This is a genomic window from Streptomyces sp. AC1-42W, from assembly GCF_003248355.1.
Lineage (GTDB): Bacteria > Actinomycetota > Actinomycetes > Streptomycetales > Streptomycetaceae > Streptomyces.
Genome location: NZ_QKWY01000001.1, coordinates 1,012,859 through 1,032,903, shown reverse-complemented (window position 1 = coordinate 1,032,903; position 20,045 = coordinate 1,012,859). Strand labels below are relative to the sequence as shown.

22 protein-coding genes and 2 pseudogenes are annotated in these 20,045 nt (G+C 71.5%); 13 read left to right on the top strand and 11 right to left on the bottom strand.

Annotation, left to right across the window (positions count from 1 at the left end):
- The first annotated feature begins 48 nt into the window (after positions 1-48).
- From DNK56_RS04750 to DNK56_RS04720, 8 genes are all read left to right on the top strand, one after another.
- Complete coding sequence (locus DNK56_RS04750; protein WP_111330728.1) at positions 49-960, top strand: hypothetical protein; 912 nt, start codon at positions 49-51, stop codon at positions 958-960.
- Entirely contained in the window at positions 957-1,469 is a 513-nt protein-coding gene (locus DNK56_RS04745; protein ID WP_111330726.1) for a hypothetical protein, read from the top strand. The genes DNK56_RS04750 and DNK56_RS04745 overlap by 4 nt, the downstream gene beginning before the upstream one ends.
- Positions 1,453-1,887 (top strand): roadblock/LC7 domain-containing protein, encoded by a 435-nt coding sequence (locus DNK56_RS04740; RefSeq protein ID WP_206750615.1) that lies wholly within the window; start codon positions 1,453-1,455, stop codon positions 1,885-1,887. Before DNK56_RS04745 ends, DNK56_RS04740 begins: the two co-directional genes overlap by 17 nt.
- The gene (locus DNK56_RS04735; protein WP_111330724.1) at positions 1,884-2,252 is read left to right on the top strand and encodes a DUF742 domain-containing protein; all 369 of its coding nucleotides are present in this window, start codon (positions 1,884-1,886) and stop codon (positions 2,250-2,252) included. The genes DNK56_RS04740 and DNK56_RS04735 overlap by 4 nt, the downstream gene beginning before the upstream one ends.
- Before the next feature lie 125 nt (positions 2,253-2,377).
- Positions 2,378-2,983 carry a hypothetical protein gene (locus DNK56_RS04730; RefSeq protein WP_111330721.1) on the top strand — a complete coding sequence of 202 codons (606 nt, stop codon included), beginning with the start codon at positions 2,378-2,380 and terminating at the stop codon, positions 2,981-2,983.
- Positions 2,984-2,997: 14 nt separating this feature from the next.
- Positions 2,998-3,141, top strand: a complete 144-nt coding sequence (locus DNK56_RS34905; protein ID WP_158558548.1) for a hypothetical protein — start codon at positions 2,998-3,000, stop codon at positions 3,139-3,141.
- A gap of 56 nt (positions 3,142-3,197) precedes the next feature.
- Positions 3,198-3,551: a hypothetical protein gene (locus DNK56_RS04725; RefSeq protein ID WP_111330719.1), complete on the top strand. Its 354-nt coding sequence runs from the start codon at positions 3,198-3,200 to the stop codon at positions 3,549-3,551.
- Between the two features lie 437 nt (positions 3,552-3,988).
- Positions 3,989-5,098: a helix-turn-helix domain-containing protein gene (locus DNK56_RS04720; RefSeq protein WP_111330716.1), complete on the top strand. Its 1,110-nt coding sequence runs from the start codon at positions 3,989-3,991 to the stop codon at positions 5,096-5,098.
- 46 nt (positions 5,099-5,144) lie between these two features.
- Here the strand turns inward: DNK56_RS04720 and DNK56_RS04715 are convergent.
- Positions 5,145-5,567: pseudogene (locus tag DNK56_RS04715) on the bottom strand (HNH endonuclease family protein); the annotation flags it as partial.
- A gap of 95 nt (positions 5,568-5,662) precedes the next feature.
- Between DNK56_RS04715 and DNK56_RS04710 the strand changes: the two are divergent.
- The 3 genes from DNK56_RS04710 to DNK56_RS04700 are packed head-to-tail and all read left to right on the top strand — an operon-like array spanning position 5,663 to position 9,617.
- On the top strand, positions 5,663-6,820 hold the full coding sequence (locus DNK56_RS04710) for a tyrosine-type recombinase/integrase (protein ID WP_111330714.1): 1,158 nt from the start codon (positions 5,663-5,665) through the stop codon (positions 6,818-6,820).
- Positions 6,817-9,021, top strand: a complete 2,205-nt coding sequence (locus DNK56_RS04705; protein WP_158558550.1) for a tyrosine-type recombinase/integrase — start codon at positions 6,817-6,819, stop codon at positions 9,019-9,021. Before DNK56_RS04710 ends, DNK56_RS04705 begins: the two co-directional genes overlap by 4 nt.
- On the top strand, positions 9,018-9,617 hold the full coding sequence (locus DNK56_RS04700; protein WP_111330710.1) for a DUF6262 family protein: 600 nt from the start codon (positions 9,018-9,020) through the stop codon (positions 9,615-9,617). The genes DNK56_RS04705 and DNK56_RS04700 overlap by 4 nt, the downstream gene beginning before the upstream one ends.
- Before the next feature lie 66 nt (positions 9,618-9,683).
- On the opposite strand, the gene DNK56_RS35770 is transcribed toward DNK56_RS04700, so the two are convergent.
- The 5 genes from DNK56_RS35770 to DNK56_RS04680 all read right to left on the bottom strand — a co-directional run bounded on the left by DNK56_RS35770 (position 9,684) and on the right by DNK56_RS04680 (position 13,296).
- On the bottom strand, positions 9,684-10,100 hold the full coding sequence (locus DNK56_RS35770) for a hypothetical protein (RefSeq protein WP_241989759.1): 417 nt from the start codon (positions 10,098-10,100) through the stop codon (positions 9,684-9,686).
- A gap of 45 nt (positions 10,101-10,145) precedes the next feature.
- Positions 10,146-11,036 (bottom strand): hypothetical protein, encoded by an 891-nt coding sequence (locus DNK56_RS04695; RefSeq protein WP_241989758.1) that lies wholly within the window; start codon positions 11,034-11,036, stop codon positions 10,146-10,148.
- A 72-nt stretch (positions 11,037-11,108) separates the two neighbouring features.
- Positions 11,109-11,879, bottom strand: a complete 771-nt coding sequence (locus DNK56_RS04690; protein ID WP_111330707.1) for an HNH endonuclease family protein — start codon at positions 11,877-11,879, stop codon at positions 11,109-11,111.
- Between the two features lie 10 nt (positions 11,880-11,889).
- Positions 11,890-12,297, bottom strand: coding sequence for a hypothetical protein (locus DNK56_RS04685; RefSeq protein WP_446750458.1), 408 nt, complete (start codon positions 12,295-12,297; stop codon positions 11,890-11,892).
- Positions 12,298-12,429: 132 nt separating this feature from the next.
- The gene (locus DNK56_RS04680; RefSeq protein ID WP_111330705.1) at positions 12,430-13,296 is read right to left on the bottom strand and encodes an SCO6745 family protein; all 867 of its coding nucleotides are present in this window, start codon (positions 13,294-13,296) and stop codon (positions 12,430-12,432) included.
- Between the two features lie 116 nt (positions 13,297-13,412).
- Here DNK56_RS04680 and DNK56_RS04675 point away from each other — a divergent pair, with 116 nt between their 5' ends.
- Positions 13,413-13,988, top strand: a complete 576-nt coding sequence (locus DNK56_RS04675) for a TetR/AcrR family transcriptional regulator (protein WP_111330703.1) — start codon at positions 13,413-13,415, stop codon at positions 13,986-13,988.
- 4 nt (positions 13,989-13,992) lie between these two features.
- Here DNK56_RS04675 and DNK56_RS04670 read toward each other — a convergent pair whose 3' ends face one another.
- Positions 13,993-14,772, bottom strand: coding sequence for a GntR family transcriptional regulator (locus DNK56_RS04670; RefSeq protein WP_111330700.1), 780 nt, complete (start codon positions 14,770-14,772; stop codon positions 13,993-13,995).
- A complete protein-coding gene (locus DNK56_RS04665; protein WP_111330698.1) occupies positions 14,769-15,311 on the bottom strand; it encodes a GntR family transcriptional regulator in 543 nt (180 codons plus the stop codon). Before DNK56_RS04665 ends, DNK56_RS04670 begins: the two co-directional genes overlap by 4 nt.
- Before the next feature lie 160 nt (positions 15,312-15,471).
- On the opposite strand from DNK56_RS04665, the gene DNK56_RS04660 reads away from it, so the two are divergent.
- A complete protein-coding gene (locus tag DNK56_RS04660) occupies positions 15,472-15,876 on the top strand; it encodes an ATP-binding protein (RefSeq protein WP_111330696.1) in 405 nt (134 codons plus the stop codon).
- A 12-nt stretch (positions 15,877-15,888) separates the two neighbouring features.
- On the opposite strand, the gene DNK56_RS04655 is transcribed toward DNK56_RS04660, so the two are convergent.
- The 3 genes and pseudogenes from DNK56_RS04655 to DNK56_RS04640 all read right to left on the bottom strand — a co-directional run bounded on the left by DNK56_RS04655 (position 15,889) and on the right by DNK56_RS04640 (position 20,041).
- Positions 15,889-17,211: an MFS transporter gene (locus DNK56_RS04655; protein WP_111330694.1), complete on the bottom strand. Its 1,323-nt coding sequence runs from the start codon at positions 17,209-17,211 to the stop codon at positions 15,889-15,891.
- 268 nt (positions 17,212-17,479) lie between these two features.
- A pseudogene (locus DNK56_RS04645) lies at positions 17,480-18,829 on the bottom strand (IS200/IS605 family accessory protein TnpB-related protein); the annotation flags it as partial.
- A 15-nt stretch (positions 18,830-18,844) separates the two neighbouring features.
- Positions 18,845-20,041: an IS110 family transposase gene (locus DNK56_RS04640; RefSeq protein WP_111329880.1), complete on the bottom strand. Its 1,197-nt coding sequence runs from the start codon at positions 20,039-20,041 to the stop codon at positions 18,845-18,847.
- Between the last annotated feature and the right edge of the window lie 4 nt (positions 20,042-20,045).

Below are 20,045 nucleotides of genomic sequence, written 5' to 3'. Positions count from 1 at the left end.
TCGGCCGCACCGCCGCAGACGCACCGGCGAGGAAGCGGGGGGACAGAGGTGGCGTGGCTGTCGTATGCGGGCGGTGCCGCGGCCGTGATGGCGGCCGTGGGCTGGATACGGGAGAGCAGGCGGCGCGTCGCCGCCGAGCGGGACGGCGAGGACGCGCTGCGCCGGTACCGCGTGGCGGCATCGGACGCCGCCGCGCAGGCGGAGGCCGTCCACCGGCTGGAGGGCCGTATCCGGTCCGAGGCGCTGGCGGTGGACTGGTGGCGCAGCCGCTACGGCGAACTGAGCGAAGCACTCGGCCCCGCCGTACGGCGCCTGGAGCAGCAGACGTCCGCCGCGCAGGCGCCCAAGGAGGAACTGCCCGTCGACGCGCGGCGGTTCGAGACGCTGGTCCACGAGGTCCTCGAACAGGCCCGCCACGAGACCGTCCGCGCGCGGACGCGGGTGGAGCGGGCCACCGAGGAAGCCGAACGCGAAACGGCGTCCCTGCGCGCCTCGGCACTGGCCGGCGTCCGCACGACGGCCGAGCACATGCACACCGCGCTGGCCACCGCGCAGGTGGCCGTCGACCAGGCGCTCGAACAGGTCACGTCGGAGGTCGAGCAGGGTGTCCTGCACGAACTGGACCGGTGCGTGAGCCAGGCAGGCCACGCGGTGCAGCGGCTGCGGCTGCGGCTGCTGAGCGACGCCTGGCCGGGCGTCCAGCGGGCGGACTGCACGGTCGAGGAGATCGTGGAGGGCGCGCGGGCCCGCACCGTGCACTTCGACCTGGTCCGCTGGGTGCCCGCGGAGCCGGGCGACGTGTGGATACAGGGCCGGGTGGCCGAACCGGTCGCCATGGTGCTGGCCGAACTCCTGGACAACGCGGCCACCTACTCGGCCTCCCCGTACAGGTACGGGCCGAGTGGGCCGGCCCCGGTGGAGGGGTACGGGTCACGGTCCGCGACCAGGGGCTCGGGATGACCCGCGGCGAGCTGGAACGAGCCCGCGCGACGCTGGCCGCCGGCCGGACGCTGGACGCGACCCGGCTGGACGGGGCGCAGCAGCTGGGGCTGCTCGTCGCCGGCCGGCTGTCCGACCTGTACGAGCTGCCGGTGCGGCTGGAGAGTGCCGAGGGCGGCGGTGTGCTCGCCGTCCTCGACATCGGCCCGCACCACTTCGCCGAGGTCGAGGAGCCGGCGCTCCTGGCGGCCGTGCCCGCGCCGCCCCCGCCCCGGACGGCCGACGAGGACACCGGCGCCGTCTGCCCGATTCCGCCGGCGCCCGCCCGGCAGGCGCCCTCCGGCCTCCCGCAGCGCCGCCCGGCCGCCCGCGCCGCGCCCCTTCCCGCCCTGCCGGAGACGGCATCCGACGTGCTGCCGGACGGCGGAACGGGGGCGTTCTCCGCACTGCAGGACGCCCTGACCGATCTTTTCGCCCCGGCGCCCTCGGGGCCGCGCAGAGAGGAGCTGCCACGTGGTGGACACGGGTGATCTCACGGCGGACCAGGTGGATCTGAGCCCGCAGCTCACCCGCCTCCTCCAGCACCGGGGGACGATCGCCGCGGTGCTCTTCAGCGGCGACGGGCTGGCCCTGGCCCACTCCGACGGCACATCGCGGGAGACGGCCGAGCGGACCGCCGCCCTGTGCTCGGGGCTCGCGTCCCTCACCGGCGGGCTGGCCGAGTTCTGCGGAACCACACCGGACCGGGTCCCGCTGCGCTATCTGATGATCGACTGCCACAGCCACACCGTGCTGGTGCTCTCCGCCGGAGCGCGCACCGGACTGGCCCTCTCCGTCGCGGCGGACAGCCTCTCCGCACAGGTGCAGGAGGCGATCCGCGCGGCGGGCAAGACGATCCACGGTCTGCGGTCCGTCCTGGAAACGCGCGAGCGCGACGGCGTGGGGTGAGCGACGGCCACACCCGGCGCGGCCTGACGCGGTCCTTCGCGATGGCCGGGGACGCGGCGTACCTCGGTGTCCCGCTGGACCCGGCCACCCTGCTGCGCGTACCGGACGGCGCGGCCGACTCCGGGGCCGCCGCACGCCTGGGGCCCGGCCCGCTGCGTGTGCTGCGGCTGTGCCGGACCGGCGTGATGTCGGTCGTCGAGGTCTCCGCGCGTCTGCGGCTGCCCGGCGCGGTCACCCGCTCCCTGATCGCCGAGTTACTGGACCGGGATCTGCTCCGCGCCGAGGCCGCCCCCGATCCGTCGTCGTCGCCGGTGCCGGACACGGCCCTGCTGGAAAGAGTGCTGCGTGGACTGGAACGGCTCTAGATCCTGGCGTCCCGTTCCCCGTCGTCCGCCCGTCAACGACTTCCCGGGCCGCCCGCTGTTCCCGGCGGACGAGCTCCGCCGGCCCCCGCCCTGACCACCTTCGTCCGCTCCATCCTGGAGGCACGGTGACCACCCCACACCTCCCGCCCCTGCACGGCGACGGCCTGACCCTGCACGACGGGCCCACCGCCTGCCCGCACGCCGTCGTCACCGGCTATCCGCAGGCACGGCACGTCCTCGACCGGCCCGGCCTGTTCCCCCGGACGACGAACGCGGGGCGGCCACCCGGACTGCGGGGCGCCGACGGGGAGACCCACGCCCGGCTGCGCGCGGCCGTGGAGGAGGCGCTCGCCGGCCTCGACCTCCACGCGCTGCGCCGCCATGCCCGCGTACAGGCACGGCGGTTGCTCGACCCGATCGCCGCGCGCGGCATCGGGGACCTGATGGGCGAGTACGCGGACATCCTGCCGCTGCGCGCCCTGCTGACCACCCTGGGCACCGGCGACGACACCGCCCGGCAGCTGGAGTCGGTCTGGCACACCAGCGCCTGGCCGGAGCGCCCGGGCGCTCTGGTCCCCGCCCTCGACGCCGCCGTGGCGGCCGACCGCCGCGCGCCGGGCGGCGGGCTACGGCGGCCACCTCCCCCGGTCTGGGCCGCACACACGACCACTCCCATCTCGGCTGGGGAGCCGGAGCCCACCGCTGCCCGGCATCGGCGACGGCCCGGCTGATCGCCGAGGCGGCCGTGGAGAGCGTCATCGACCGACTCTGGCAGATTGTTCCCGTCACCGGGCCGGCCGATCCGCACACCGGTACGGACGTCGTCGTCCCCGTCCACATCGGCGTCACCTGCCGGCCCGCCGACCGCGGCACACCGGTCCCCGACTGACCGCAGCCCGCCCCGCCCCGCCCCGCTCCCGTACCGCTCCGAGGAGACCACACCCCATGCTCACGCTCGCGGCCCTGGCCCGCCGGTCCGAGTACGCCCTGCACCCTCCGGCCGGGCACGACCGGACCGGCGACGACTCCGTCCCGGTCGACCGGGCCGCGCTGCTGACCCGCGCCGACTGGCCCGGCGAGTCGTTCGCCGGCACCCTCCTCGTCTGCGAACCCGACAGCATCGCTCCCGACCGGGCCGCCACCGTGCTCGGGCGCCTGGCCGACCGGCGCGCGGCCGGCCTGGTCGTCGCCGACGCCGAGGGACGCGCGCTGCCCCCGCCCTGGTCGCGGCGGCCCGGCAGGCGGCCCTTCCGCTGCTGCGCTCCACCGAGCCGGCGGCGGTCTGGCGGCACACCCTGATCCCCCGCGTCACCGAGCAGCGGCTGCTGAGCGCCGACCGGCACGCCCTGCTCCTGGGCCGCCTCCTCGACCATCTGGCGCCCGGCACCCGGACCGCCCCGGCCGAGCTGCTCGCCTGGCTGTCCGGCGAACTCGACGCCGACATACGCCTGGACGAGCCCCACGGCCGGCACGCGCCCGCCCCGGCCCCGCCCGGCGGCACGGCCCTCGTCCACCCGGTCGCCGCCACCGGCCAGGTCCTCACCGCCCACCGCTCGCTGCCCTGGAGCGCGCCCGAGGCGGAGCTGCTGCGCCGCACCGCGGCCGTCCTGGCCCCGCCCCCGCAGACACCCACCGCCCCGCCCCCGCCGGCGCCCGTCGCAGCGGCCCGCGAGGGGCGCGCCGCCCGGCTCGCGACGAGCCTGCGGGCGGTCCGTCTCGCCGCGTTCCAGGCCCTGATGACCGGTCACATCGAGTCGGCGCAGCGCATCCTGGGCCCGCTGTCGCCCGGCCTGCTGGACACCGAGGACGCGCAGATCGCCATCATCGACTGCGCGGCCGGACCCCGTGACGAGGTCTTCGCCCGCGTCAAGTCGCGGCTCGACGACGAGGGAAACGGTCTGGCGGTGCGCTGCCCGGCGTTCGAGGGCCACATCATCGTCGTGGCTCCGCGCCCGGACCCCGGCGCGCCGGAGGCTCCCGCCGTCGCCCGGCTGCGGACGCTCGTCGCCGACAACGGGCTGCTCAGTCTGGGCATCAGCCCCGTGCTGCCGGTGGAGGAGATCGGCAACGGCTACAGCATGGCCTACGACGCCATCGCCACCGCCCGTATCAGTCCCACGCGGGCCGCCACCGCCACCGGGACCCCCGGCCTGCTGGAGGCGCTCGACCCCGCCGGAGCGCGGCAGTGGGCCACGGCGCTGCTGTCCCCGGTCCTGGGCCGGCGCGGCGGTGATCAGCAGTTGTCGACCGTGGGGCTCGGCCTCGAATTCGAGGTCTCGGCCGCCAGCCGCATCCTGGGCATCCACCGCAACACGCTCTCGCGCAGGGTGCGCGGCATGCTCCAGGCCACGGGACTGGACCCGGACCGCACCCTGGACCGCATCAGCCTCTCCCTGGCCCTGCAGATCCACGCCCTGCACGGACCGGCGCCCCGGCCCGCCGCCGGCACGGTTCCCGGGCTCGCCGGCCTCGTCGACCGGGAGCCGGTGACCACCTGGGCCGCCGCCGCCCTCGCCCCGCTCCGGCAGGACCACACGGACCGGCGGACCACCGACGGCGGGACCCTGCGCGCCTGGGCCGCCCTCGACTTCCGGGTCGACGCCACCGCACGGGAGACCGGCCTGTACGCCGCGACCGTACGCAGTCACATACGCACCGCCGAGGGGCAGCTCGACTGGATGCTCCTGTCGGCCCTGCCGACCGGTCACCTCACCACCGACGAGGACGCCCCGCGCAAGCAGTCCGGGCTGCGGCACCTGGCCGTGGCCCTCCAGGCCACACCGGGCTCCCCGCCGCTCCGGCTGCCCGACCCGGTGCACGCGGGAGGCGAGGCCCCCCGGCCCTGACTGCCGTCAGCGGGGCCCGTCGGCGGGGCCCGTCAGCCGGAAGCGGTCAGCCGCCGCACTGCTTCAGCATCATGTCCTTGTCGGCGGCCGTCACCGGCAGCGCGTACTTCAGGGAGACCTGGGCGAACCGCAGCGCGTAGGCGCAGCGGATCGGCTTGTACGGGGGGAGCCAGGTGGCGGGGCCAGCGTCCCGTTTGGCGTTGTTGGCGGGGCCGTCGACCGGGAGGAGGTTGAGGGGGTCGTTGGCGATCTGCTGGCGCTTGGCCTCGTTCCAGTGGGCGGCGCCCATCTGCCAGTCGTACGAGAGCGGCATGACGTGGTCGATCTGGACCTTGGTCGCCTGCTGCTTGCGCCACTCGATGGTCTTGCCGGTGTACGGGTCCTTGAGGGTCATCGAGACGACCACGCAGTCCGAGCCGGAGCGGAGTTCGACGTTCTTGCCGTCGCGGGCGAGGAGGTCGTTGCGGGTTATCTCCATCTCCTTCCTGAGTGCGATGCACATGAGGCACAGCCGTAACCCCTTCCTGTCCCTTCCCGTTATCAGCCATGCCATGAGGCACATGAGTGACAACGAGACAGGAAGCAGATCCCTTGACGTTACTTACAGAGAAGGCCGTATCTCCCGCCACCGGCGAGACCACCTGGCTCCTGGTCGACGAAGAGACGTACGCGCCTCACCCCGAAGCCCGTGAGTTCTCCCTGTATCTACGCGGAGCCGGGCGGTCACCGCAGACACAGCGCGCGTACGTCCCCAGAGTCGGTCGCTTCCTCAATTGGTGTGCAGAGCGGGGCACCGACTGGAGGACCGTCCGGCTACGGGAAATGAGTCTGTTCAAGTTCCATGTCGAGCGGACACCGACCCGGTACGGGCGGCCTCCGTCCGGCAAGACGGTCAACGCCACGCTCACTGCGGTGTGCGAGTTCCTCCGCTTCTGCGCCGTCCAGGGGCACGTGGATCACGAAGTCGCCGCACGCCTCAGTGAGCCGCGTTTCCTCTCCCACGCCCCGGCCGGCTTCGATCCCGGCGAGGGCGGCCAGCACCTGATGGTCAAAGCCCGCGTCCTGAAGGCGCCGGAGATCGAGCGGGCACCGCAGACGCTCACCAGCGTCCAGACGAAGCAGGTCATCGACGCCGCTCGCACCGCGCGTGACCGGCTGCTGCTGACCGTCCTGGTGAAAGCGGGCCTCCGCATCGGCGAAGCTCTCGGACTGCGGCGTGAGGACATACATCTGCTCCCCGACTCCACACACCTGGGCTGCCGAACCGGTGGCGCGCACCTGCATGTCAGGCCCCGTCACGACAACGTGAACGGCGCGCGGGCCAAGGCCGGGCGCCCTCGCATGGTTCCGCTCACACCGGAAGTGGTGCACCGATACCGCGATCATCTCTCCGAGCGTGAACAGGTCGTCGGCGCCGCCGAGTGTGACTACGTCTTCCTCAACCTCGTCGGCATCCACGCGGGACGTCCGCTGTCCTACTCCAACACGAAGCAGGTGATCGAACGTATCGGGAAGCGCTGCGGGCTCACTGCCCGACCGCACATGATGCGGCACACAGCCGCCACCCGATGGATCCGCGACGGGGTCGCTCCGGACGTCGTACAGACCCTCCTGGGCCACGCCTCCTCGGCGAGCACCGCCGTGTACCTGCACGCCCAGGACGAGGATCTCCGTGCCGCCGTCGAGACCGTCGAGAGTCTCGTGCCGGAGCTGCTGCGATGACCAGTGCGCTCCTCCGCTCCGCTGCCGTTTCCTCCGTCTCCGGCGCCCCGGAGTGGCCGTCGTGGCTCGCGGCACGCCTGCCGTCGGGCTGGCGCACGGGTGAGTGGGACCCCGTTCAGACGCTTTTCACCGCCGATCCCGGCAATCCCACGACGAGCGTGTTCGTCTGCTCCGTAGTCGCCTGTCGCACCCATGTGGCGAGTAATGGATCCCGCTGCGACGCCTGCCGTAAAGCCCGCTACCTTCTGGGCAATCCCGCGGACTTCGACGCCACGCACATCCCGGACACGTCCCGCCGCCGGCCCAACACCTCCGCGAACGGGGCGATGCCGGGCGTCTCCCAGTTCTCGCTCGCGAGTGTGAGCCCCGCGGTCCGCCAAGAGCTCTTGTACGGGCTCCAGCAGCGCGACGACGCCGGAATCAGCCTTGTCCCCCAGCGGGTACGCCGCATTGTGGCCGGCCTCCCCGCCGGACTCGGCTCGCTCCTCGACCTGGACGCCTCCTTCTCCTCCGGGCTTCCGGCTGCAGCCTCCGGCGTCCTGAACGGTGTTCTCCTGCACGTCCGACGCGCACGCGTCGAGTTCGAGGGCGCCGATCCGACCTCGGGCGACGTATGGGAGTGCGCTCTCATCGGGCTGACGGCAGGGCGCGGTCGCAAGTACGCCGCTGTCCACGGTGACATCGACTTCCGTCCGGTACGGCAGCGTTGGCTGCGAGAACTCGTCAAGGAGTACGGCCGCACGGCACGCCCCAACGTCATGGACCTGCGGCAGACCGTCTACGCAGCGACCATCGCGTCCTCCGCGCTGGCAGGCCGCCCCCACGGGGATGAGCCGGGGCTCCTCGCCATGGCCGACATGAATGCCGTAGTGGACCTGTTCCGGATCACCAAGCGTCCCGAGGACGGTCACGACTACTCCACCAGCCACCGCAGAGCCCTGCTCCGGCACTGGCGCACGTTCCTGGACTACGCCCGTCAGGCCGGGATGATGGATCACGTGCCCGGCGGGTTCGCGCTCAACCCCCGCTTCCACAGCATCGCCGCCGTGGAGGTGACCGAGGACGATCTCGGCCGTGCGATCCCCGAGCACGTCATCGCCCAGCTCGACGCGCACCTCGATCTGCTCGGCACCTCGACGGGGTACGCGAGCGGCGGCTGGGCGGCCGCCGACTTCGCGCGGATGTATCAGGTGGTCTACGCGGTCCTCCGGGACACCGGCCGGCGTCCGGGCGAGGTCACCAGCCTGCGCCGCGACTGCCTGGAGCGGGTCGACGGCAAACCGACGCTGATCTACGACAACCACAAGCGTCGACGCCACGGCCGTCGGCTGCCGATCTCGGAGAGCACCGCCCAGCTGATCGAAACCTGGCAGAAGAAGCTCGATGCACTTCCGGCCGTACCGGCGTGTGCCCAGTGGCTCTTTCCCTCACCGGGACAGCGCAACCGTCCACGCCGCGGGCATCTGAAGGCCGCGCAGTTCTGCAACCGGATCTTCCGCGACTGGGTCGACGAGCTGATCCCAAACCTAATGGACGACCGGCTCGACGAGGACGGCGCCCCGCTCGCCTACGACCGCACCGAGGTCGTCCCGTACGGCTTCCGACACTCGTACGCCCAGCGCCATGCGGACGCGGGCACTCGCCCCGACGTCCTGCGGGAACTCATGGACCACCGTTCACTGGACGTCACCATGGGCTGCTACAAGGTTTCCCTCAGCCGAAAGCAGGAGGCCGTGCGCACGGTCGCGGCGCTCGCCGTCGACCGGCACGGAGCAACCCGCGGGTTCAGCGACCCCCTCGCCTATGAGGTGGAAAGCGTTGGGGTTCCCTATGGCGGCTGCACCGAGCCGAGCAACGTCAAGGCCGGCGGTGGGCACTGCCGCATCCGCTTCCAGTGCGCAGGATGCGACTTCTACCGGCCCGATCCCTCCTACCTCCCCGCCCTGGAACAGCAGGTCGCGGACCTGCGGGCCGACAAGGAAGCCGCCCTCGCGATGGAAGCCGCCGACTGGGTCGTACGCAATCTCGATGACCAGATCCGCGCCTACTCGAAGTCGGCCGACGAGATGCGGCGGAAACTCGACGCGCTGCCCGCCGAGGAGCGGGCCGCCGTCGAATCCGCATCACGCGAGCTGCGCAAGGCACGTTCGGCAGCGGCCTTCATCCCTCTGCAGGCACTGACGACACGGAGCTCCGAATGAGAATCCCTGCTACTTCCGGCGGCAACGACCGGAACGCCCGGGTCGAGCGCCTGCGCGTCAGCCGCGCCAAGGACAGCGAAGACAAAACAAAGCGTGCACTCGACGCCGTGGATGACCTTCTCCGCTCGGGGCGACGGATCACCGTTGCTCAAGTGGCACGGGATGCCTCGGTTTCCACGTGGTTCGTCTACAACCGGCGTCAGGTGCACCAGGCCGTTCAGGACGGCATCTCCGCCCAGCGAACGCGAGGTCGTCAGAACTCCCACACTCCAGAAGCGTCCCAGGTATCTCCGGCTGGGTTACGGACGGACCTTGCACTGGCCCGCGAAGAGATCAAGGACCTCAAGAAGGAGCGCGATCGGCTCCGTAGCCGGGTCAGGCTCTCTCTCGGCGCCGAGTTGGAGGGCGTGAACCAGCATGAGCTGATCGAGCGGGTGCAGCAGATGGAGCAGCGGAATACCGCGCTGGAGCAAGCATTGTCAGAGGCCAGGGATCGGATCACCGACCTGGAGGGCCAACTGCGCGAGGCGGAGGACGACCTCACCGCCGCGCGAACCAGTCTGCGCCGTGCCATGCGGGCTGTTCCGTCCCCATAGCTCGCGTTCCACCACCTGCGGCTGTCCGGCTTGAGTGCCGTCCGCCGGACAGCCGAAGGGCCGGAATCAGAATGGGGGATCGTTGATGAGCGAGCCGGTCCAGACAGGTGAGACCGGCTCGGAATCGCGCTGCTGAAGGAGCGCGACGGCATCGTTGGCGCGTCCCAGGTCAATAAGGTACCCAGCGAGTTCGTTGCTGTTCGCGGCGGCGTGCCGTTCGAGAACAGCAACAGCCTCCTCGGCGCGTCCGGCGCCAGCGAGCAACTCAGCAATGTGCGGCGCCGCGTACGAGGTGGCCCCCTCGGGGTGGGAGAGGGCATGAGCGACCGCTACGTCGACGCCGTCGCGGGCAGCGATCAGCGGCAGCCGCATCCAGTACAGATCCCATTCCTCCTCGCCCCCTCGGGCGGCGGCGAGGGCGTCGAGGTGCGCCAGGCCCGTCCTCGGGGCGTCTCTGGTCGAGACACAGGCCGGACAGAGCATGAAGGATCCAGTCGTCCCCGTTGTGGGCGTCGGCCTGAACCCGCATCACGTCGATCGCTTCGTCCCCTCGACCGTGCCGTGCCAGGAGCTGTGCGAGCTCGAAAGCCGAGTTGGGATCAAGGCCCCAGGTCGGTCGGCCTGCCGGTACACGGCGATCGCACCTTCCACATCGCCGCGCTGCTCCAGCACCTCGGCCAGGCGCCGCTCGGCGTCACCGAAATCCTCGGTCGCCGCGTACGCCCGCAGTTCCTCGATCCGATCGTGTCTCGCCAGCAGGTCGGCCAGCTGGTCGCGGTTGTTGACGGAGGTGATCTGCCGGGTGTGCAGCAGGGCGATCGCTTCGTCGATGCGGCCCTGGCGTTCACGGATCGCGGCAAGCAGCCCGATCGCCGTGTCGAGGTCAAGGCCACGGCAGCACCACGGGCCGTCGCACCGATGCCGAGCCGGGATCCGGGCGGCCAGCAGCGCGGCAACCTCTTCGTCCCGGCCTGTTCCCCTGACAATGTCGACCAGAGCGGTGGCAAGAACCCAGTCCTCGATTCCAGCACTCAGCCGAGTGACCGCCTCGTCCGCACACCCATGCCGGGCCAGCAGGCGCGCGAAGAACTCCAGCGGGAGCCCTCCCTTGCTCGCGTACGGCCGGGCCAGGATGATCGCCTCCTCAGCCCGCCCCCAGCTCTCCAGCAACTCCGCCTGAACCTGGGCTGCCGGCCACCAGCCAGTGGCAACGTACGGAGTAAGCACCTCCAGCGCCTCGGTCTGCCGTCCCTGGTCGCCGAGCAGCTGCGCCCAGGCCCGCGCGCAGAACCATTCCCCGCGACGGGCTTGGACCTCTACCTCTTCACTGTGGCCGGCCTCAAGAAGCCGGGAGGCCAGGAGTGGAGGAATGCAGCCGGACAAGGTCCGGGCCTGACGGTCGAGAGCGGCAGCGTCCATGACTGCGAACCTTAGCCATCACGGCCGAGAGTGACCCCGCACCCCGGGGCCGGGACAGCACTGGGGCTCCTGTCAGCCCTGGCACTGTTCCAGCATCATGGCCTTGTCCGCCGTTGTCACCGGGAGTTCGTACTTGTCAGCGACCTGCGCGAAGCGCACCGCGTACGAGCACCGGATCTTCTTGTTCGGCGGAAGCCAGGACGCCGGCCCCGAGTCACGCTTCGCCGAATTGGCGCGCCCTTCGACTGGAAGCAGATTGAGCACGTCGTTCGCCAGTTGCCTGCGCTTGCTCTCCGGCCAACGGGCGGCACCCATCTGCCAGCTGTAGGACAGCGGGACCACGTGGTCTATCTGTACCTCGGTGGCCTTGGCCTTTTTCCAGGCGATCTCCTTGCCGGTGTACGGGTCGTACAGGTTCATCGCAACGACCACGCAGTCGGAACCTGAACGGAACTGCACGTGTTGCCCGTGGAGTTTCAACAAGTCATTCCGCGTGTCACAACCATTCCTCGCCAGCGGCACCCCATCCGCCGTATCCATCCACGCATACCCGAACTTGTCACGCTCGTAGCCCGTCTTCGGCCCACGCCCCTTTGTGGTGAGCCCTTGGATGAGCTTGCGTGCGTCGGCCTTGTCCGCTTCCGACGTGAGCGCGGCGAGCCCCGGCTTCGTCCCGTCGGGGTTCGCCAACGGGCTCACCACGCGGCCGGCGGCGGTATCCGGACCAGATCCTGCGGCGGTGCCACCTGCCTCCAGTTCGTCACAGCCGGTGACCAGCGCAGCGGCAATGGCGGCCGCAATCACGACCTTCGTCCCGCCTGTCCGCAGGATCCTGTAACTCATGTGCCTCTCACTACGCACAGCCGACCACACCCTGCATACGCTGTGAGAACAGGTCCACCACGGCGCGGACCATAGAGATAATGCGGGTGTCGCAGCCGTTGCGGGACAGCGGTATGCCGTCCACCGAGTCCTTCCACGCGTAGCCGAACTTGTCCCGCTTGTAACCGGTCTTGGCACCGCGGCCCTTGGTGGCGACCCGCTCGATGACCTTGCGGGCCGCCGCCTTGTCCGCGTCGGAGGTGAGCGGGGCGAGGCCGGGTTTCGTGCCGTCCGCGTTCTCCAGCGGGCTGGCGCCGAACCCGGTGGCGGCGGGGCCGCCGTCCGCGCCGGCGGAGGGGCCGGTGGAGGAGGCGGCCTGCTCGGGATCGCAGCCGGCGAGTGCCAGCACGGCCGTCGCGGCCAGGGCGGGCACCGTCACTCGACACACGCGGGGAGATATCACTCGTATCCGTCCTGACGGGGAGAAAGCCGAACCAACGAGGGGATTCTACGAACGTCTTCCCCGCCGGAAGGATTTCATGGCCCCGAACCCTTCCCGCGCGCGGGCCCGTCACACCTTGCCGATGCCCAGGGTGTTCTCGGACGGCAGCAGTCCGGACCCGATCGCCGCCACCCACAGCGGCCCGAGCAGGCCGACGAGCCGTTCCCGCTCCGCCTCCGTGAGCACCCGCCACGGGCCGGCCGCCGCCTCGTCCGTCCGGCGCTCCACCTCGGCGCGCAGGGCCCGTCCGGCCTCCGTCGCCGTGCCGTCGGCCGCCACCAGCCCCCGGCGCGCGAGCCGTTCGAGCCCCGCCCGCCACTCGCCCTCGCCCCAGCCCCGGCTGCCGAACACCTCGGGGCGGGCGGCCCCGATCGCCGCGAAGGACACCAGCGACTCGACCGGGTCCAGCTCCGCGTCCGCCAGCGCCGCGAGGTGGCCGTCGCCCCGGTGCTCGCGCAGGACCGTCGCCGCGTGCCACAGGGCGAGGTGCGGGGCGTCCGGCCGGGGCAGCGCGGCGTTCGCGGCGGCGAGCGGCCGGCCCGCCACCTCGGCCGCCTCCGCGACGCGCCCCAGCAGGGCCGCGGCCTCGGCGGTCCCGGGCGCGCCGACCTCCTCCCCCAGCAGCGCCCCGTACATGCGGTCCACGGCCCGGACCCGTGCGGCGAGCACCGCGTCCGGCGCGGCGACCGACCAGACGGCGGGGACGTACGCGCCGACCATGCGCGGGCTGAAGCTGTAGAACGCCTCCCCGACGGTGTCCGCCCCGGCCTCCCCGAGCGGCGCCGCGCGCCAGGCGAAGTAGCTCGGCCACCGCTCGTCCACCGCGTACCCCAGGGCCGCGGCCTCCTCGAACGCCTCCGGCGCGTAGTACAGCACCGCGTGCAGCGGCTCCAGCAGGTGCCACAGCTGCCGTACGCGACCCGGCTCGTCGGTCATGTCGTCTCCGCCCTTCCCCCGCGCGGCCGCTATCTAGCCACCGCCTAGATTGAGGCTCCAGAGTGCGCCGGACCCCTCGAACTTGTCAACGCCTAGATCCCGCGTACTCTCGTCCCATGACCAGCGACCGCGCCTATCACCACGGCGACCTGCGGCGGGCCGTCCTCGCCGCCGCGCTCGACGTCATCGGCACCGAGGGCCCCGCCGCGCTCAGCCTGCGCGACCTCGCCCGCCGGGCCGGGGTCTCCCATGCCGCCCCCGCCCACCACTTCAAGGACCGCACCGGTCTGCTCACCGCCGTCGCCGCCGAGGGCTACGGCCTGTTCGCGGACGCGCTGGCCGCCGAACCGGACCTGCGGGAGCGGGGCGTGGCGTACGTACGGTTCGCGGCGACGCACCCCGCGCACTTCCAGGTGATGTTCCGGCCCGACCTGCTCCGGGCCGACGACCCGGACCTGCTGGCCGCCAAGGACCGCGCGACGGCCGCCCTGCGCTCGGGCGTCGCCGCCCTCGACACCGCGGACGACGACCCCCGCCTCACCGGCGTCGCCGCCTGGTCCCTCGCCCACGGCTTCGCCACGCTGCTGCTCAGCGGCAACCTCACCGACGCGGTGGCCGACCGCGACCCGGAGGACGTGTTCCGGATCATCGCCCGCCTGCTGCTCACACCGGGCGGGCCGCACGGCCGGTAAGGCCCTACTCGGCCGTGAACTCGTACTGCACCTCGTACAGGTGCCCGGCCTTCACCATGACCGTCGCCTCGATGGGCCGCTCGCCGTCGCTGTAGACGACGCGCAGCGTACGCAGCACCGGCAGCCCTCCGGGCAGGCGCAGCGCCTGGTACTGATCCTGGGTGGGCACCCGCGCGGACACGCGGTCGACGCTGAGCCGTGGCGGGTAGCCCAGCCCCGCGAGCAGCGTCGGGGTCCCGCCCGGAATCTTGCGGCGATCCGTCATCGCCGTACCGCTGACGATGTCCAGCGGGTAGTACGAGGCAACGAGCTCGGCGGGTTCGTCGTCGATCACGAGCAACTGGCGCCGCAGCAGCGCCGGATCACCTCCCGGAAGCCTCAACGCCTCCGCGACATCCGCCGGTGGCTGGACCTCGGCCACTTCGAGCAGCGTGCTGTGAGCCCGAGAGCCGCCCTTCGCCGCTTCGGCCAGCCAGCGGTACGGCTCCCCGGCGCCCGCCGGAGCCATCGACGCGGCCGGGCGGACAGTCCGCTGGCGATGCTCGCGCACAGTCACCGACGCACCCGCCCTACCGACCACCAGTTCCTCGTCCTTGAGCAGCTGCACCGCCTTCTGGATAGTCGCGTTCGAGGCGTCGAACCGCTGCTTGAGGTGGGCCGTCGAGGGCAGGTTCGCGCCGGGCGCGAGGTCTCCGCCCATGATCTGGTCCCTGAGATCGGCCGCGATCCGCTCATGCAGCGAACGGCGGTCGGCGGCGTCGGCTTCGGGTCTGGGCACGGTCATCCGATCCTGATCTCGTAGCGCAGCTTCTGGCGTTGCGGAGGCATGACCATGACGTCGACCTGAATGGGTCGGTCAGCCTCGTCCAGGGTGAGCCGTGTCAGCTGGAGGACGGGGTCGCCCTCCGCCAGCCCCAGCTGCTCGACCTCGGGCCCGGTCGCCCGCCGCGCGGTCACCTCTTCACGTACGCGTACGCCGACGTGGCCCAGCTCCACCAGAAGCCTGACAGCCCCACCGGGGATCTTGGCCGTTCCGGCGAGGCCGGTGCCGCCCGCGATGCCCAGCGGGTAGTAGGTGTCCGTCAACTCGCAGGGCTCGCCGTCGAGGTACATGATCCTGCGCCGGGCGACGACGTTCTCCCCGGCCGCCACCCCGAGCAGTTCCGCGACCAATTCCGGGGCCGCCACCTCGCCCGCCTGGACAACGCGCTGGCTCCCCCGGCGCCCCTCGGCGGCAGCCTCGGCCGCCCAGGTGTCGCCCGGAGCGCCGGAGGACGCGGCGAGATAGGGCGTCGACGTACTGACCCATTCATTACCGCCCATGTCCTTCTCCTCCGCAGCTCCCACCGACACGACACCCAGCGTGCCTCATCTCCAGACGGGAGGCCCAGTCACTCCCCACCAGAGACCACCTTGCCACCTTTCGCGAACAGCAGTAAGGTCGTCGCCACGTTACAACCCGCAAGCAAGGCGGTGAACCACCGTGTCCCTGGTGCAGCAACGACGCTTCACCCGCAGGCGCACCTCTGTCGGTGCCTCACGCGCGTTCGTTACCGGCGTCCTCGCCGAGTGGCATCTCCACACCTTGATCGAGGACATAAGGCTGTGCGTCTCGGAACTCGCCACCAACGCATTGCTGCACGGTGTTCTGCCCGGCCGGGAGTTCAGCGTCGTGCTCCACCGGACCGAGGACCAGGTACGGCTGGAGGTCCGCGACAGCGGACCCGGTCAACCACGCGTCCAGCAGGCCGCCGAAGACGCCTGCTCCGGACGCGGCTTGCACCTCGTCCGGGAACTCGCCGACGACTTCGGAATCGATGACCACGTCGTCGGCAAGACCGTGTGGCTGATCTTCAAGACCGCGCCCGCCACGGCAGCGCTTCCGTGATGCGGTCGCCGCTCACTCCCCGATCGACCGCACCCCGTCCCCCCCGGTACGCCACTGCGCCCCCTCCAGATCCCGTATGCGCGGGATCGGTGACGGCAGGAGCCAGAGCAGGGAGAGGCAGCCGCCCACTGCCGCCACCAGGAGGGTGGGACGCAGGCCGAGGAAGGTGGCCAGGGCGCCTCCGGCTACCGCGCCCACCGGGCGTACCCCGTAGTTGACCGTGCCGAACGCGCCCGCCACACGGCTGCGCATCCCGTCCGGGATCACCGCCGCCTGGAGGGAGTTGAGGTTGACGTCGAACAGCATGACGCCGAAGCCCGAGAGGAATTCCGCACCCGCCAGCGCGGCCGCGCGGAGCCAGAGCGGCCCATTCGCGGCGGCGGCGAGAGCGATCGGGGCAGGGAAGAGGACCGCGCCCACGAGGATGCCCCGGCCCATGCCCAGGCGGCGGGAGATCGCCGGGGCGCACACCGCGCCGAGCAAGGCCCCGGTCGCGCCGATGCCCAGGGCGAGACCGATCGCACCGGCCGACAGACCGAGGTCACGCGTCGCGAACAGGACGAGCAGGCCGCTGCCGCCGACGAAAGTGAAGAAGTTGACCGTCGTCGCGCAGCCCAGCGAGGCCCGCAGTACCGGGTGGCGCACCACGAACGCCAGGCCCTCGCGGGCGCTGCGCAGCAGCGGGGGTGCGGCCGGGCCGGTGGCGGGCGGTTCGTCGACCTGGATGCGGCCGATCAGCGCTGCCGACGCCAGGAACGACAGCGCGTCCACCACGATCGCGACGGGCGCGGTCAGCGCCTGGACCAGTGCGCCGCCGATCGCGGGGCCGGCCACATAGGAGGCCGAACGGCTGGTGCTGATCCTGCTGTTGGCGTCCAGGTACGACGCCCTCGGCACGAGCCGTACGAAGAACGACGGGTACGCGGTGTTGAACAGCAGCCCGCCCGCGCCCACCAGGACCGCGACCACGTACAGCTGGGTCAGCGTCACCGAGCCCAGGACGTAGGCGACCGGGAGGCTCAGCAGGACCGCCGCGCGCACGATGTCGGCGAGGATCATCAGGCGGCGCTTGCGGGCACGCCGGTCCGCCCACGCGCCCACGAACAACCCGAGGAGGTTGGGCGCCCAGATCAGGGCGGTCAGCCAGGCGACCTGATTGGCGGAGGCGCCGAGAGTGCTGACGGCGATCAGCGGCAGAGCCAGTTCGGTGATCCGGTCACCGAACTGGGAGACGGTGTTCCCCGCCCAGAAGCGGGCGAAGCGCCGGTCCCGCCACAACGACGGTGTCTTCGCCTGCGGGGATATGCCGGAGGGTGCACCGGATTCGGCGGTCATGGGGCCGCCCCCTCGTTTCTTTCGCCCTCCGGCAGCGCGTACCGCAGCAACGCCACGCCACGGCTTCTCCCACATCATCACCGACTGCGTGACCGAGTTCGTCATCGGCGGCTCACCATGCGCACCGGACGCGGCCGAGCAGGTCGCCGAGCGGCTGCCCCGACGTGCGACAGGCGGCCGTGAACACCCTCGCCGACGTGCGGACCGCGCTCGACCGGGCGGGCCACCCGGCCGGCTCGTACCGGCTGATCCTCCAGTCGTACCGTTCCTATTCAGTGAGCAGGAGTGGGTCTTGGACCCGCTCCTGCTCACTGCGGACATCCCGAACGGTGTTGGGTGTCCTGGTCGCCCGCGTTCTCGCCGCGTCCGGCGGCACGGATCGTGTCCGTGGTCCGGGAATACGGGGGCGGGGTCCCTCACGCCCTGGGGCACCCGGTGCGGTCTGGACGGTCCGATGCCTCACACGATCACTCCGGTCGTGTGAGGGCGGTGCCGTCCGACGCCGGATCGGGTGTCCCAGGGCGCGTCGCCCGATCGCGATACCGGCGGCATCGTGACGGGACATCTTCCGGTGCGGGGCGGTCAGTGGCTTCTGCCAGTGCTGCCCACCCCACATCGAGGTGTAGGCCGGGTCGACCGCGATGATCGCGAGACCGTGTTCGGCGGCCATGGAGACAAGGCGGGCCTTGAGCCTGCCGGTGGGCATGCCGGAGATCAGCTGCCGGAACCGCTTCCTGCGGCCGTGCTTCTCCCGCGTCTTCTCCGCCCCGAAGTCCAGGTCTTCGATGGCGATCGCGGTGACGCCGGTCCGACGAGCCCAGTGCAGGAGGCGGGTGAGCGCGTGGCGGACCTGCGCGTCACGATGTCTTGCCGATCCGCTGAGATCGTAGGTGAAGCGGCTGGGGTTGCCGACCGGGTTGCCATGCGTGTCGAGGCGGTAGGCGGCGAAGTGGTCGGCGTTGGTGTCTACCCCGATCACACCCCCGGCCCGCGCAGCTTCCAGCGGGACGGTCCGCACGACTGGTTTCTGCCAGGACGCGGTCAGGTACCAGCGCCCCCGGCCGGTGTCGTAATGGATTCGGTAGGCGACCGCGCGGTTGCCCTCGACACGGTCGGCCCACTCCGCACCCCGGTGCGCGAAGGCGACCGTGCAGGCGAGGGTGTAGCGGCCGTGCGTGGTGTTGGCCAGGTGAGCCAAGGGCGCGGGGAGTTTGATGCTGACCTGGCCCTCCGGAGTGACGCGGATCGTTTCGTTCCCGTACCGCTTCCCCGACTCACCGTCCGCCGCCAGAAACCACCGCTCCGCCTCCCACCGCTCCCGCCACTCCTCCTCGCTCAGCCCGGCCTCGGCGAGATGATGGCGCGTGTTCAACAGACGCTTCCCGCCACGCACGACCCGCACCCGCCCCGACCGCCAGTCCGCGACAGCAGCCGCGAGCCGGTCCTCCAGGGCCTTCAAACGGCGGGACTTCTGGAACCACTCACCCCGGGACCGGTAACCACCCGCCGCACGCTTCGTACCCTTCGACCCGACCGGCAACGACAACCGGCGCCGCAGCGCCCCGATCCCGGCCTCCAAGGAGCGGATATGCGCCGCCAGGCACCGCCTCGCCAACGCTTCCTAATGCTGTTGTCAAACGGCCGCAGTCGCTGAGGGTGTGACTTGATAGCACCGTCGGTCACGGATCAGGGCCCACAGGACGTTGACGCGTCGGCGGGCGAGGGCGAGCACGGCTTGGACGTGCTTCTTCCCCTCGGCGCGTTTGCGGTCGTAGAACTTCCGCGAGTTCGGGTCGTAGCGGACGCTGACCAGCGCGGAGGTGTAGAAGACGCGCTGGAGTCTTCGGTGGTAATTGAGCGGCCGGTGGAGGTTGCCACTGACCTTGCCCGAGTCGCGAGGGGCGGGGGCGACGCCGGCGAAGGCCGCCAGGGCGTCCGGGGAGCCGAAGTCGTCCAGGCTGCCGCCGATAGCGGCGAGGAACTCGGCACCGAGCACGGTGCCGATGCCCGGGACGCTCTGGACTATGTCGGCGAGTTCGTGCTCGCGAAACCGGCCCTCGATGAGCTTGTCCATCTCGGAGATCTGCTCGTTGAGGGCCATCACCTCCTCGGCCAGGGTGTGGACCAGCTTGGCGGTGGTCTTCTCCCCGGGGACGGCGGTGTGCTGTCGCTCGGCGGCCTCAACTGCTGTTTCGGCCAAGGCTCTTGCGTTGCGGACCTTGCGGTTGGCCAGCCATTTGGTCAGCCGCGCGGTCCCGGCGCGGCGGATCGCGGCCGGAGCCTGGCAGCCCGTCAGCAGCCTGAGCGGGCCGGTGTTGGTCACGTCCAAGGCACGCTCAAGGGCCGGGAACATGCTCAGCAGGGTGCCGCGCAGCCGGTTCACCACGCGGGTGCGGTCTTCGACCAGGTCGGCACGGCGTCCGGTCAGCAGCTTGAGTTCGATGGCGGCTTCGTCACCGGGGCGGATGGGCCGCAGGTCACGACGCATCCGGGCCTGGTCGGCGATCACGTAGGCGTCGCGGGCGTCGGTCTTGCCCTCGCCGCGGTAGCCGTCGGATGCCCGGTTCACCAGACGGCCGGGGATGTAAAGGACTTCCTGGCCGTGGTTGATCAGCAGAGCCAGCAGCAGCGCGGGCTCCCCGCCGGTCATATCGATGGCCCAGGTCACCTGGCGGCCGTCGGCCAGGTCGAGGACGTCACCGATCAACTTCAGCAGCTCGGGCTCATCGTTGGCGACCCGCCGCGACAGCAGGGTCTTGCCCCCGGCGTCCAGCGCGAGGCCGTGATGATGGCCCTTGCCACTGTCGATCCCCGCCCATATCCGGCTCATCGTG

Excerpts from the sequence above, each read along its gene's own strand:
- DNK56_RS04745 (WP_111330726.1), top strand. The coding sequence starts at position 957 with ATGACCCGCGGCGAGCTGGAACGAGCCCGCGCGACGCTGGCCGCCGGC.
- DNK56_RS04725 (WP_111330719.1), top strand. The coding sequence starts at position 3,198 with ATGCTCACGCTCGCGGCCCTGGCCCGCCGGTCCGAGTACGCCCTGCAC.
- DNK56_RS04720 (WP_111330716.1), top strand. The coding sequence starts at position 3,989 with ATGACCGGTCACATCGAGTCGGCGCAGCGCATCCTGGGCCCGCTGTCG.
- DNK56_RS04705 (WP_158558550.1), top strand. The coding sequence starts at position 6,817 with ATGACCAGTGCGCTCCTCCGCTCCGCTGCCGTTTCCTCCGTCTCCGGC.
- DNK56_RS04700 (WP_111330710.1), top strand. The coding sequence starts at position 9,018 with ATGAGAATCCCTGCTACTTCCGGCGGCAACGACCGGAACGCCCGGGTC.
- DNK56_RS35770 (WP_241989759.1), bottom strand. The coding sequence starts at position 10,100 with ATGCTCTGTCCGGCCTGTGTCTCGACCAGAGACGCCCCGAGGACGGGC.
- DNK56_RS04695 (WP_241989758.1), bottom strand. The coding sequence starts at position 11,036 with ATGGACGCTGCCGCTCTCGACCGTCAGGCCCGGACCTTGTCCGGCTGC.
- DNK56_RS04690 (WP_111330707.1), bottom strand. The coding sequence starts at position 11,879 with ATGAGTTACAGGATCCTGCGGACAGGCGGGACGAAGGTCGTGATTGCG.
- DNK56_RS04680 (WP_111330705.1), bottom strand. The coding sequence starts at position 13,296 with ATGACCGACGAGCCGGGTCGCGTACGGCAGCTGTGGCACCTGCTGGAG.
- DNK56_RS04675 (WP_111330703.1), top strand. The coding sequence starts at position 13,413 with ATGACCAGCGACCGCGCCTATCACCACGGCGACCTGCGGCGGGCCGTC.
- DNK56_RS04670 (WP_111330700.1), bottom strand. The coding sequence starts at position 14,772 with ATGACCGTGCCCAGACCCGAAGCCGACGCCGCCGACCGCCGTTCGCTG.
- DNK56_RS04665 (WP_111330698.1), bottom strand. The coding sequence starts at position 15,311 with ATGGGCGGTAATGAATGGGTCAGTACGTCGACGCCCTATCTCGCCGCG.
- DNK56_RS04655 (WP_111330694.1), bottom strand. The coding sequence starts at position 17,211 with ATGACCGCCGAATCCGGTGCACCCTCCGGCATATCCCCGCAGGCGAAG.
- DNK56_RS04640 (WP_111329880.1), bottom strand. The coding sequence starts at position 20,041 with ATGAGCCGGATATGGGCGGGGATCGACAGTGGCAAGGGCCATCATCAC.